This is a genomic window from Myroides sp. C4067 (assembly GCF_038039665.1).
GTDB lineage: Bacteria > Bacteroidota > Bacteroidia > Flavobacteriales > Flavobacteriaceae > Flavobacterium > Flavobacterium odoratimimum.
In genome coordinates, this window is record NZ_JBBPHJ010000045.1 from 1 (window position 1) to 13689 (window position 13689).

Below are 13689 nucleotides of genomic sequence, written 5' to 3' on the forward strand. Positions count from 1 at the left end.
TGATTTGTTTAACAAATACAACAAAGTTAGTACAGCTCGTTTCTTCTAAGAAGGTTAATAATAGCGTTATTTTTTAAGGAAATAGAAAATATTGCCATTAATTATAAGAAAATAAACAGAGTCATGAGAGATGATAGTGTCTAAGCGTGTTTTTTAGTGTTAAAAAAGTGTGCACTTATTCATGATTTGGTATTGTTTGTTTTTAAAAGACGTAATTTATGTATTAGAGGTGATAAATAGATAAAATAGATTTATTACCCTGTTTAATTTTGATTATTTTCTTTTTTGTATAATTTTGTGTCAATGATTTTAAAAAAGTGTTTTTTCAGGAAAAAATTTCTTTAGAATACTTAGAAAATACAGCTAACTTGGTAAAAAAAGTACATTTAATATTATGAAAAAAAATATTTATAAGATAGGGATAGCAACTCTATTTGGAATGTTTTCTACATTTGGGATCGCACAGAATTCCTATGTGAAGAAAGCAAACTCACAAATAGAGAAAATGGCTTATGCTGATGCTATTAAGACCTATGAAAAGTTGCTTTCGAAGAAGGGAGAGAAAAACACAGAGATTCTGTCTAATTTATCGAAAGCATACTATGAGAATGGAATGTATTTAGAAGCAAACCATTGGTACGGTATTTTATTTGAAGATGTAAAAACTCCTGAAAATATTACTGATATTGATGCTTTTTATAAATATGTGCAGACAATTAGAACAACAGGAGATTACGTTTTAGCAAATGCTAAAATGGATTTGTTAGCTGATAAAGCGCCAGAAGATGGAAGAGTTAAGAAATATCTAAGTGATCCAAACTACCTAGAAGAAGTTAATACTAATAGAGACGGATATAGAGTAAAATTACTTAATAATGTAAATACTGCTGGTTCAGAGTATGGAGCAGCTTTGTATAAAGGAGAGATTGTGTATTCTTCTTCAACTAATCAAAAAGGTAAACATAAAGGTAAGCATAGTTGGACAAACGATCCTTATACTAAGTTATTTTCTGCTCCTGTACGTATTGATGGTTACATTGGTGATGTGAAATCGTTTGCAAAGAAGTTAGATGGTAAGTATAATGAGGCGAATGCTATTTTTACAGCAGACTCTAGGGCTATGTATTTTTCTAGTAATAATAGAGAAGATAACAATGTACGATATTCTGATAAAGTTTTAATGGTAAGTTTATATCGTGCTTATTCTTTAGGACAGAATAAATGGGGAGATGTGGAAAGATTAAGTATTAATGTTGATAATGCTAGTACTGCTCATCCTGCACTTAGTCCTGATCAAGATTGGTTGTATTTTTCTTCAGATAGACCTGGAGGTTATGGACAATCAGATTTATACCGTGTAAGACTATTTAGAGATGGTACTTTAGGTACTCCAGAAAATTTAGGAAATAAGATTAATACAGAAGGAAGAGAGAGTTTTCCTTTCGTTAGTTCAGATAATGTATTATACTTTGCATCTGACGGACATCCTGGTTTAGGAGGTTTAGACTTATATGGAGTACAGATTTATGATGACGGATCTTTTGGTGAAGTTGTGAACTTAGGAAACTCTATCAATAGTTCTTATGATGATTTTGCGATGTATTTAGATCCTGAAGCTAAATTTGGATTCATCACTTCTAATCGACCAAACGGTAATGGAAAAGATGATCTTTACTTTGTGAGAATGAAAGAAGGAACTGAGTTGAACATTGCTCAAGAAATTAGAGGTAGAGTAACAGATAAAACGACTAAACGTCCAATATTAGATGCTTTCGTATTCTTGTATGATAGTAAACATAGAATGATTGAAGAAATCGAAGTTGATAAACGCGGAGAGTATTCATTCAAAGATGTTAAGGTTAATAGAGATTACTATGTAGCCGTTAAAGCTAAAGGATATAAATCTGAAGAAGTATCTGTAGAAGATGTTAATAAGGATGATTCTATAGAGGTTGATTTTGAATTAGAAAGAAGTAAGGCATTTTCATCTCTTAATTATCCAACTGATGATGATAACGACTATATGGAACCTAAAAGAAAGAATGAAGGTAATCCAAGAATTGGAGATGATTTAGGTAAGCTTACAGATTTAGCACCGATATACTTTAATAATGATAGTTCTGTTATTAGAAGTGATGCACAATTAGAATTGTCTAAAGTAGCATCTATTATGATGACTAATCCTTCATTAAAATTAGAAGTTCGTTCGTACACTTCTAGTGTTGGTCCTGATGAGTATAACTTAAGATTATCAGAGCGTCGTGCAGATCAAACAGTAGATTGGTTAGTACGTCAAGGAGTGAATAGATTGAGATTAAGAGGTGTAGGATATGGAGAAAGAGGAATTATCAATCGTTGTAAAAACAATGTTCCTTGTAGTGAGAGAGAACATCAAGAGAATAGAAGAAGTGAATTTATAATCACAGATTTATAAGAAGTAAAAAAGGTTGGACATGTCCAACCTTTTTTTTATCTCATAATTAAAGTTTCTTGTTGAAGATGAGGAATTTGTAGATATGTTATTTTATAATAATAAATATGTATTGTTGTGATAAAATGCGTAATTTGCAACTTGGTTTAAATTCAACTAAGTAGAAAAAGATTTATAATGATTATACAACCTAGAACTAGAGGATTTATTTGCTTAACTTCTCATCCAGAAGGATGTGCAGAGAATGTAAAAACGCAAATCGAATATGTTAAGTCTAAAGGACAAATAGTAAACGGACCTAAAAAGGTATTAGTAATTGGAGCTTCTACAGGATTTGGATTAGCTTCACGTATTTCTGCTGCTTTTGGTTCTAATGCAGCTACAATTGGTGTGTTCTTTGAAAAACCAGGTACAGAAGGTAGACCAGGTACAGCAGGATGGTATAATTCTGCAGCTTTTGAAGAGCAAGCTAAACAGGCTGGTATTTATGCAAAGAGTATTAATGGAGATGCTTTTTCTGACGAAATTAAGAAAGAAACTATAGAGCTAATTAAAAAAGACTTAGGTCAAGTAGATTTAGTTGTTTACAGTTTAGCTTCGCCACGTAGAACTCATCCAAAGACTGGTGTAGCTTATGCTTCAGTATTAAAACCTATCGGAGAACCTTTCACTAATAAAACAGTAGACTTCCATACAGGAGTTGTATCTAATATTAGTATTGATCCTGTTAAGGAACAAAGCGATATTGATAACACTATTGCTGTAATGGGGGGAGAGGATTGGAAATTCTGGATTGAAGACTTAAAAGCAGCAGGTGTTTTAGCAAATGGAGCTAAAACAGTTGCTTATTCTTATATAGGACCTGAATTAACTTACCCTATCTATAGAAATGGTACTATAGGTATGGCTAAAAATGATTTAGAGGCTACGGTACCAGTAATTAATGATTTACTTAAAGATCTTAATGGGGTGTCTTATGTTTCTGTAAATAAGGCTTTAGTTACTCAATCAAGTTCTGCTATCCCTGTTGTTCCTTTATATATTTCATTATTATATAAAGTAATGAAAGAGAAAAATATTCATGAAGGATGTATTGAGCAAATGCAACGTTTATTTGCTGATCGTTTATATGGAGGTAGTTTAGCTTTAGATACAGAAGGACGTATTCGTGTTGATGATTGGGAGATGAGAGAAGATGTACAATCTGCAGTAGCTAAGTTATGGGAAGAGGTAACTTCAGAGAATATCGAAGCTATTTCTGATTTAGCTGGATATAGAAAAGACTTCTTCAACTTGTTTGGATTTGAGTTTGATTCAATTGATTATACATTAGAATCAGATGAGCTAACAACAGTTGCTAGTTTGAAATAATAGACAAGATTATTGTTATATATAAAGCCCCTTAATATTCGTATTAAGGGGCTTTTTGATTAGTTATTCTTCTAAGTGATTCTGTTTTATCTGAGTAAGTATTAAGTTTATTTTATCTTCCAATACCTCAATATAGTTTCTTAGTTCAAGTTGAGTTTCGAAAGTTATTGTTTTATCTTCTAGTACTTCTAGAAGAGGTATAATGGATGTAATTTCAAGTTGTCTGAACATAGGTAGCATTTTATGAGCTATATTTCCAATTTGTTCTAAGTCAAAATCTTCTTCAGCATAATGCATGTCTAATAGGTTCTCTTCTGTACTTTCTATAAAGATTACTAGAAGGTTCCTTAAAGCATTAAGATCATCTCCAATAAATTGTTTTAGTGTATTCGTGTTATAAGTAGCACTTATTGTTGTTTGACTATTAGCGTCTTCAATGTTCTTTTCTTTAGTTCTAGAACTGTTTAATTGATAGTCAAGATTAAGAATATTAGAAATTAGAATTAGTAACTCTGTAAGCTGTAATGGTTTTGGGTGCGCAGAAGCAAACCCTGCTTGAGTGAATTCTTCCATTGTAATATCTCTTTTACCAGAAAGTGCTATAACAGGAATGGTCTTAAAATCAGTATTTTTCTTTAAATGACTTATAAGCTCAAATCCGTCCATCTTAGGCATCTGAATATCACTAAGTATCAAATTGTATTGATCTTCTTTTAAAATAGCTTCTATGGATGTAGGATCGAAAGTTACAGTGACTTTATTAAATAAAGGAGAAAGAATCTCTTCCATCAATTGTAACTGTACTTTATCATCATCTATAACAACTATATTTATCCTATTAAGAGATTGGAATACAGATTGTAAGTCATTGGTGTGTACAATTATATTGGTGTCTTCTTCAGCTTCTATAATAGGTATTGTAAAGGTGAAGGTAGATCCTTCATTCAATATACTCTCTACATGAATAGTTCCTCCTAATAATTCAATCATTCTTTTAGAAATATTAAGTCCTAATCCAGTACCTCCAAATTTCTTTTCTATTCCATCATGAGCTTGTTGAAACTCGTTAAAGATATTCTTAGTTTGGTTAGCTGCTATTCCTATTCCAGAATCAGAAACTTTAAAGACTATATATTCTTTTTCTTTCGTAACACTAACATTCACTCCTCCTTCTTGTGTAAACTTGATTGCGTTAGTGACTAAGTTTGTTAGTATTTGCTTTATACGATGCGGATCTGAGACAAAGTTGCTATTTAAGCTATCTTCAATTGACCAATTTAATTTTATGTTTTTGTTCTCAGCATTAGGCACTAGTATATTACATGTGTTATCTACTAGTTCTTTAGGGTTGAATGCTTTCTGTTGTATACTTATTTTGTTGTTCTCTAATCTAGAGAAATCTGTTAAGTCGTTGACTAAATTTGTGATATACTTAGAAGAAGACTTAATGTTGTTAACGTACTTCTGTTGTTTGTTATCAAGGTTTGTTTGATCTAATAAATCAGTAAAACCAATAAGTCCCCCCAGAGGAGTCTGTAAATCATGAGTTACTGTAGCGAGCAGCATAGACTTACTGCGCAGTAGCACTTCATTCTCTTTATTTAGTTTTTCTAATGCATTTCTGTATTCTTGGGTCTGATTGATATCCCTAATGATAATCCACCCTAGTATTAAAACTACGATTAGTGCAGTCCCTCCGATATACGCGATATTGGTAGAAGCAGCGCTAATTCTAGATTTTGACTCATTGATCTTTTGATAAGATAGTGTAAGTATATTTTGTTCTACATTCTGTAGGATACCTCTTAGCTGATCTGTAATAATCTTGTTTTCTTTCAGTAAACGTTGTTCTTGGTTGAGTAAGTTATTTTGTTTGTCATTGATTTTCTCTTGCGTAGCGATAAGGATACGCTCCATTGCATTGATAATAGAATCAGATATACTAGGGTAGTTGATTGTCGTTTTAATAGTGTCAGTATGATCTCCTTTGAATAACCTTGCCCAACCACTTCTTTTCTCCTTTTCTTTACTTTGGATAACGATAGGTTGTATGTTTTTCTCTATTTCTTCACGGATATTGTAGATTTCAGAGAATGCCTCAGTGTATTTGTTTTCAGCAGAAAGATCTTTTCTAGCTTTGATAATGTTTTCAAAACTGACTTTTTTACGAGAGAGTAAGTCTTTAACAGAGTCAAGCTTCACTACTGTAATAGGATCTTGTACATGTGTTTGTACCAAGTTAATTTGCTTAACGATAGTGTCTAATTCTTTATAATATAGCTTGATATCTTTACTATTACCACTCAGAATAGCTGTTCTACTATAAGCTTCACTACTGTATAGGTTATTGATAGCACTAGTAACTAAGAAGATTTTATTATTTTCTTCAATTACATGCTCCTCAGGAATAGTAAATTTTTTAGCCTCTTTATAAATATACGCTCCAGAGAATAATGCAGCTGCAAATAGCGTAAAGTATAGAAAGAGAATCTTCGCTTTTATAGATTTAGGTGGCTTCATGTATAGATAAAGTTTGGTGTAAAATTACAAAAGAGAGTTCAATGATTGTGTTAAAAGCAATAGTCTTTAAGAAAGTTTATTTTTAACTGTTTTTGTTTAAGTATATCTTTTTTGGTGTTAATGTTGTTTTTTGTTTTTTATTTAACTTTTTGTTTGTATTTTTGGTTTAGGTGATTAGCGATGTTTATTGCCTTTTAAGTAGAATCATACAGATTAAATTATATGAAAAAGAGAAAAGAAAATTCTCACGAATCAATGTTTAATACGTTTTAAACAAAGACTTACTATTTACAGTAGGTCTTTTTTTTGCTTATAAGGTATTTTGTTAATCTTAAAAACGCTATTTTTACATAACGTAAGTAGAAGATTATGAGTACGGTAAAATATTATTATAGCCCTTTTCATCCTAAACAAAGTGATGCTAAAATCATGTTGTTTGCTTTAGGAGTAAGTGTATTCTTATGTCTAGGAGTTATTGGTAGTTCTTATTTGTTTACTTCTGATTCTAATAGAAAAGATGAAACTATTGTATTTTGTCCCTTATTTCCTCTTCCAGATAGTAATAATGACTTAGCTAACACTGTCGAAGCTTATTATCTATTAACAAGTCCTATAATTGACTATGTACCTGTAGAAGAAATTCCTTTAGGAATGTATTTTGAAGGTCCAAGAGTTAGGTTTAACAACCAAATGCCAGCTGATATTACACAAGTAGGAGTAGTAGGAGGGGATATTATAGAATATGATACTAGTATTACTGATATAACTGTTAGTCCTGAGAAAGAAATAATTACAGCTTCTGGTGAAGAAGTTAGTTCTAACAGTGCGGATACTAATATTGAATACTTTGGGGAAGAGTATGGTAGACCGTTTTATTCTCAGATAATAGAAGCAAGCCCATATGAAGGGGAAGAGGCTTTTAGAGCAAATATGATTAATAAACTTAATTTAGATCATTATTTAAATCAAGGTGAGCAGTATCGTTTTAATGTGAACTTTACAGTAGGTATAGAGGGTACATTCTCTGATATTGTTATTCAGAGTGTACAAGGATATCTACCACCTTATTTAAAGAGAGATATTATAGCTGTATTTCAAACAATGCCTCAGTGGCAACCTGCTTCTCAGAATGGCAGACGTGTCCCGACAACATTTAAATTACCCATAAAGGTCAATGTACAATAAATAAGAAAAGGCTATTAACACAAGTGGTTAATAGCCTTTTTTATAAGGATTGAGTAATGCTTATTTAGCAATAGCTCTAGAAATAACGATCTTTTGAATCTCAGAAGTACCTTCATAGATTTGAGTGATCTTAGCATCACGCATCATTCTTTCTACGTGATATTCTCTTACATATCCATTACCTCCGTGGATTTGTACAGCTTCGATAGTTGTATCCATTGCTGTTTTAGAAGCGAATAACTTAGCCATAGCACCAGATAATGAGATATCTTGACCTGCATCTTTCTCAGCAGCAGCTTTGAAGCAAAGCATTCTAGCAGCAGTGATTTGAGTAGCCATATCAGCTAATTTAAAAGCAACCGCTTGGTGGTTGATAATCTCAGTACCGAAAGCTTTGCGCTCTTTAGAATATTTTAATGCTAATTCGTAAGCACCTTGAGCGATACCTAATGCTTGAGAAGCGATACCGATACGTCCTCCGTTTAATACATTCATTGCAAATGCAAATCCGAATCCGTCTTCTCCGATTCTATTTTCTTTAGGAACCTTTACGTCTGTGAACATTAATGAATGTGTATCAGATCCTCTGATTCCCATTTTTTGTTCTTTAGCTCCGATTTCAAAACCAGCCCATCCTTTTTCAACGATGAATGCATTGATTCCTTTGTGTTTTTTCTCTACATCAGTTTGAGCGATTACGATATAGTAGTCAGCTGTACTACCATTCGTGATCCAGTTTTTAGTACCGTTTAGTACATAGTGATCTCCCATATCTACAGCAGTAGTTTTTTGAGATGTAGCATCTGACCCTGCTTCTGGCTCTGATAAACAGAATGCACCGATTACTTGTCCTGAAGCTAGAGGTACTAGGTATTTTTGTTTTTGTTCTTCACTAGCATATTTTTCTAAACCAGCACATACTAATGAGTTATTTACTGACATAACTACAGCAGCAGAAGCATCTACTTTTGCAATTTCTTCCATAGCCAATACATAAGATACGCTGTCTAGACCGCTACCTCCGTATTTAGGATCTACCATCATTCCTAAGAATCCTAATTCACCAAGTTTTTTAACTTGTTCTGTTGGGAATTTAGAATGTTCATCTCTTTCAATTACACCTGGTAATAATTCTGTTTGAGCAAAGTCGCGAGCAGCTTGCTGAATCATTAATTGCTCTTCTGTAAATTTAAAATCCATTTATAGTCTCTTAATTTTTTAGTTGTTCTAATTTTTGTAGCTCTCAAATATAATTGATTTAAAACAATTATTCAATTTAGATTCTGTTTAAATTTGATGCATAAAATGATTATAATTTATTTTTGGACGAAACAATGTTTGTTATTTTAAAGAACCTGTATTGATAAGTGAATAATGTAATGAATATTGTACTTAAACTTTTGTAGATTATAGTAAAAAACCAATCTTTATACTATGAATAAATACCAATATAATATCATCGGAGTTATGTCAGGTACTTCATTAGATGGAATAGACCTGGCTTATATCACTTTTAATTGTGAAAGTGGTAAGTGGAGTTTTGAGGTTCACTGTACTGATACTGTCGCTTATAGTGCTCAGTGGAAAGAACAATTAAAGAATGCAATCGATCTTGATAGTAAACAAATAGAAATATTAGATGTACGCTATACCACCTATTTAGCCACTGTGATTAATCAATTCATTAAAGATAAAACGATAGAGGATATAGATGCTGTATGCTCACACGGTCATACTATCTTTCATAAGCCTGAGCTAGGCTATACCTTACAGATAGGGAATATGCCTATACTAGCTGACTTAATACAGCAGAAGGTAATATGTGACTTTAGGGTACAAGATGTTCTGTTAGGTGGACAGGGAGCACCTTTAGTGCCTATAGGAGATCGCTTGTTATTTAATGAATACGAAGCTTGTCTTAATCTTGGAGGATTTGCTAATATTTCTTTTGAAGGAAGGCTTAATTATAGATTAGCCTATGATATTAGCGCAGTGAATACCTTGCTTAACGAACAAGTGGCTAAACTTGGCTTAGAGTATGACGATAAAGGAATGCTTGCCTCAGAAGGAACGATTAATGAAGACCTGCTAAGAGAATTAAATGCACTTGATTTCTATAAGCAGTCTGCGCCTAAATCATTGGGGATAGAGTTCTTAAATGCTTATATAAAACCCATTCTTAATAAATACACCTTATCTGTAGAAGATTATTTAGCTACGCTAGTAGAGCATATTGCTATTCAAATTGCAGCAGGGATCGGTATAAAAGAAGGACAGCGTGTATTAGTAACAGGAGGAGGAGCTAAAAATGATTATTTAGTTAGTAGGATTAAGGCACATGCGAAGGGCGTTTTGTTTGAAAGACCTTCTGATGAAGTGATTGACTATAAAGAAGCAATTATATTTGGTTTACTAGGAGTGCTAAAATTGAGAGATGAAGTGAATGTCTTAGCTAGTGTTACTGGAGCCAAGTATGATCATAGCTCAGGTAGAATACACGAGGTATATACACAGGTAAATTAGCTTATTCAGAAGAGGAAGATTATGTTTGCATGGTATTGTATACGAGTGTATTAATTAGTAGGTGAACTAGCTGGGATAATGACTAGCATGAATGTTATATAAAGAATATAGCGTTTATGTATAATTATACATACAAAACATTTTATCTTTGAACTCATTTTGAACTATAATGGCAAACGATTATAAAGACAAAATCTCACTTTTTTTGATATTTTGAATATTAAATCTCATTTTTTTTCGTTATCATGAAGTAAATGAGATTATAGAATGAGAATAATCTATATCGATTTTGCACAATATAGAACAACAGAAAAAGACTTTTAAAATTTTAAAACTCAAATTATTTATGTTTCATTTCTTACAAGTGGATACAACAGCAGTAGCACAGAAATTAGCTAATGCAGCAGAAGCTGGAGAAGCAGCCGTTAAAAAAGAACTAGCTCTTAGCGAAATTATCTTTAGTGGTGGGCCAATAGGGCAGGCTATTATGATCATTATTTTTATCATGTTATTTATGGCTCTGTACCTATATTTAGAGCGTTTCTTCGCTATTAAAAATGCGTCTAACATAGATGATAACTTTATGGCTCAGATAAAAATGTTCTTATCTCAAGGAAAGATAGATCAAGCTAAACTCTTATGTGCAAATACTGATACACCTGTATCTCACCTAATCGGAAAAGGTATATCTAGAATAGGGAAACCGCTTCAGGATATTAATATTGCGATAGAGAATGCAGGGAAGTTAGAAGTGTATAAGATGGAGAAAAACATTAATCTGTTAGCAACATTATCTGGAGCAGGACCTATGACAGGATTCTTAGGAACTGTAGTAGGGATGGTGATGGCATTCCATGAGATGTCTACAGCTAGCTCTGCTCGTATAGATATGAGTGTATTATCAGAAGGAATTTATACAGCGATGATGACTACAGTATTTGGATTGATTGTAGGAATTATATCTTATGTAGGGTATAATCACCTTGTGAGTAAGATAGATAAGATTGTACATCAGTTAGAGGCAAATGCAGTAGAATTTTTAGACCTATTAAATGATCCAGCATAATGAATATAAGAGGTAGAAATAAAGTATCTGCAGAGTTTAATATGTCGTCTATGACGGACATCGTATTCTTATTGCTTATATTTTTTATGGTAGCCATTACTACGATGACGAGTACTAATGCACTAGATTTAATACTTCCTAATTCTGATGGTAAAGCTGATGTAGTAGAGACTGTAGCTGTGAGTGTAGATGACCAGTCTAGCTATTATATCAATGAACAAAAAGTGATGCCTGAAGAACTAGAAGAGGGACTGAAAAATAAATTAAATACAATAGAGAATCCTAATGTAGTATTGCATGTCGCTAAAGGTGTTCCTGTAGAGGATGCAGTATTTGTGATGGATATTGCTTATCGCAATAATTATAAGATTGTATTAGCAGTGGAACCAAAGTAGGTATGAAGATATTACAAACAGAAAGTGAAAAAAAGGCTTTTGCAATTACTTCAACAGTTTTTGTGCTTCTTTTTTTGTTGTTTTTCTTTTATAAAATTATAACTCCTGTTCAGGAAAAAGAACCTTATTTATTAGGTGGTGAGATTGCTATTAACTTTGGGAATAGTGAAGTAGGGAAAGGAGATGTACAGCCGACAGAACCTATCGCTATGGAACCAGAGCCTGAAGTAGCTACTCCTGTTGAGACAACAGCTGAGCCTGTTGTTACCCAAAATAAGGTAGATGTTCCTGTAGTAAAAAAAACGGAGGATAAGCCAAAAGCAAAAGAAGAACCTAAAAAAGAAGTTGTCAAACCTAAACCTGACCCAAAACCTAGTCAAAGTACAACTGATGCGCTAGCTAGCCTTATTAATGGGCCAAAGACAGCTGGAGAAAAGTCTGAAGGACAAGGGAACTCTACTAAAGGAGGAGATCAAGGAAAGCTAGATGGAGATATGTACTCTAACTCTACTTATGGTAGCGGTAAGGGGAATGGTAGTGGTAACGGTACTAGCTGGGGACTGAATGGACGTGCATTAGCCAATAGAGGACAAGTAGTGCCTGAATGTAATGAGGTAGGAACTGTAGTAGTGGAGATAAGAGTAGATAAGAGCGGAAAGGTCGTATCTGCACAACACACTAAAGGGACAACGAACTCTGCTAAATGCCTTACAGATGCAGCTATTGCTACTGCCAAGACATTTAGATGGAAAGCAGATGACAACGCACCGAATATTCAAGTCGGATTTATAGTTATTAATTTTAAAGTAGGACAGTAGTCCTATTTTTTTGAATATGAATTATCAAGAAACTTTAGAATGGATGTTTAATCAATTGCCAATGTATCAACAAAAAGGGGCAATAGCTTATAAAGCAGATTTATCCAATACAATAAAACTAATTAATCATTTAGGAAATCCTCAAGATAGCCTGAAGACGATACATATAGCAGGTACTAATGGAAAGGGGTCTACCTCTTCTATGATTGCTTCTATTCTACAAGAAGCAGGATATAAGGTAGGGTTGTACACTTCTCCACACTTAAAGGACTTTAGAGAGCGTATCAAGATCAATGGGGTAGAGATATCAGAATCTTTTGTAATCGACTTTATCGGACGTAACAAACCCTTTTTTGAAGAGAACTCTTTGAGCTTTTTTGAGATGACAGTAGGTATGTGCTTTGAATACTTTAAACAGGAGCAAGTAGATGTAGCTGTAATCGAAGTGGGAATGGGAGGTCGTCTAGATGCGACTAATGTTATACATCCATTGATTTCTGTGATTACTAATATAGGTAAGGATCACACAGCATTCTTAGGAGATACACTTGAAGCTATAGCAGGTGAGAAAGCAGGTATTATAAAGAAAGGTGTACCTGTAGTGATAGGAGAGTATAATGAGCATACACAACCTGTATTTATAAGTAAGGCAAAAGAGATGTCTGCAGATATCTATTTTGCTCAAGATACCTATATAGACAACGCATTAGTCTCAGATCTAAAAGGAGATTATCAGAAATCTAATATCCGTACCGTAAGACAAGCCATAGAATTACTAAGAAAATCATTCCATATAACAGAAAAAGCCGAAGTAGAAGGGCTTCTTCATGTGGTCTCGAACACAAAATTATTGGGTAGATGGCAAGTTTTAGGTCAGAATCCGAAGATAATTACAGACACTGCACATAATTCTCATGGGTTAACTATCGTGATGAATCAGTTAAAACACGAAAATTACCGTGATTTGTATGTTGTTTTTGGTGTAGTGAATGATAAAGATTTAGATTCTATCCTTCCTTTATTGCCAAAAGAAGCAAAATATTTTTTTGCTAAGCCAGATAATTTACGCGGGCTAGAACCTGAGATTTTAGCTGCTAAAGCGAGAGAGTTTGGTTTGATGGGAGAGGTTTGTAGTTCAATACCAAATGCTTACGCAAAAGCGAAGGAGACAGCAGGTGCTGAAGACTTGATATATATAGGGGGGAGCACATTTGTGGTAGCTGAAATTTTATAAAAAAAATATTCAAAAAAGCTTGCAAAGTAAAATCACAGTCGTATATTTGCACCCGTAATCAACAAACGATTACACGTTCTTAAAAAGGAAATGGGCGATTAGCTCAGTTGGTTCAGAGCACCTCGTTTACACCGAGGGGGTCGGGG

At 33.3% G+C, this 13689-nt stretch carries 10 protein-coding genes; 8 read left to right on the forward strand and 2 right to left on the reverse strand.

Annotated elements, in window-relative coordinates:
• The first annotated feature begins 394 nt into the window (after positions 1 to 394).
• Positions 395 to 2434: an OmpA family protein gene (locus AABL87_RS17220; RefSeq protein ID WP_006264335.1), complete on the forward strand. Its 2040-nt coding sequence runs from the start codon at positions 395 to 397 to the stop codon at positions 2432 to 2434.
• Between the two features lie 174 nt (positions 2435 to 2608).
• Entirely contained in the window at positions 2609 to 3802 is a 1194-nt protein-coding gene (fabV, locus tag AABL87_RS17225; RefSeq protein WP_006258680.1) for an enoyl-ACP reductase FabV, read from the forward strand.
• A gap of 63 nt (positions 3803 to 3865) precedes the next feature.
• Here fabV and AABL87_RS17230 read toward each other — a convergent pair whose 3' ends face one another.
• Complete coding sequence (locus AABL87_RS17230; protein ID WP_341277671.1) at positions 3866 to 6322, reverse strand: hybrid sensor histidine kinase/response regulator; 2457 nt, start codon at positions 6320 to 6322, stop codon at positions 3866 to 3868.
• A 369-nt stretch (positions 6323 to 6691) separates the two neighbouring features.
• On the opposite strand from AABL87_RS17230, the gene AABL87_RS17235 reads away from it, so the two are divergent.
• Positions 6692 to 7507, forward strand: coding sequence for a hypothetical protein (locus tag AABL87_RS17235; protein WP_341277672.1), 816 nt, complete (start codon positions 6692 to 6694; stop codon positions 7505 to 7507).
• 60 nt (positions 7508 to 7567) lie between these two features.
• Here the strand turns inward: AABL87_RS17235 and AABL87_RS17240 are convergent, their stop codons facing one another.
• Complete coding sequence (locus AABL87_RS17240; RefSeq protein WP_006258677.1) at positions 7568 to 8707, reverse strand: acyl-CoA dehydrogenase; 1140 nt, start codon at positions 8705 to 8707, stop codon at positions 7568 to 7570.
• A gap of 234 nt (positions 8708 to 8941) precedes the next feature.
• Here AABL87_RS17240 and AABL87_RS17245 point away from each other — a divergent pair, with 234 nt between their 5' ends.
• The 5 genes from AABL87_RS17245 (at position 8942) to AABL87_RS17265 (ending at position 13543) form a co-directional block, all read left to right on the forward strand.
• Positions 8942 to 10030 (forward strand): anhydro-N-acetylmuramic acid kinase, encoded by a 1089-nt coding sequence (locus AABL87_RS17245; RefSeq protein WP_006264331.1) that lies wholly within the window; start codon positions 8942 to 8944, stop codon positions 10028 to 10030.
• A gap of 346 nt (positions 10031 to 10376) precedes the next feature.
• The gene (locus tag AABL87_RS17250) at positions 10377 to 11096 is read left to right on the forward strand and encodes a MotA/TolQ/ExbB proton channel family protein (protein WP_006258675.1); all 720 of its coding nucleotides are present in this window, start codon (positions 10377 to 10379) and stop codon (positions 11094 to 11096) included.
• A complete protein-coding gene (locus AABL87_RS17255) occupies positions 11096 to 11491 on the forward strand; it encodes an ExbD/TolR family protein (RefSeq protein ID WP_006258674.1) in 396 nt (131 codons plus the stop codon). Before AABL87_RS17250 ends, AABL87_RS17255 begins: the two co-directional genes overlap by 1 nt.
• Positions 11492 to 11493: 2 nt before the next feature.
• Positions 11494 to 12309, forward strand: a complete 816-nt coding sequence (locus tag AABL87_RS17260; protein WP_006258673.1) for an energy transducer TonB — start codon at positions 11494 to 11496, stop codon at positions 12307 to 12309.
• 16 nt (positions 12310 to 12325) lie between these two features.
• Positions 12326 to 13543, forward strand: coding sequence for a bifunctional folylpolyglutamate synthase/dihydrofolate synthase (locus tag AABL87_RS17265; RefSeq protein WP_341277673.1), 1218 nt, complete (start codon positions 12326 to 12328; stop codon positions 13541 to 13543).
• The last annotated feature ends 146 nt before the right edge of the window (positions 13544 to 13689 follow it).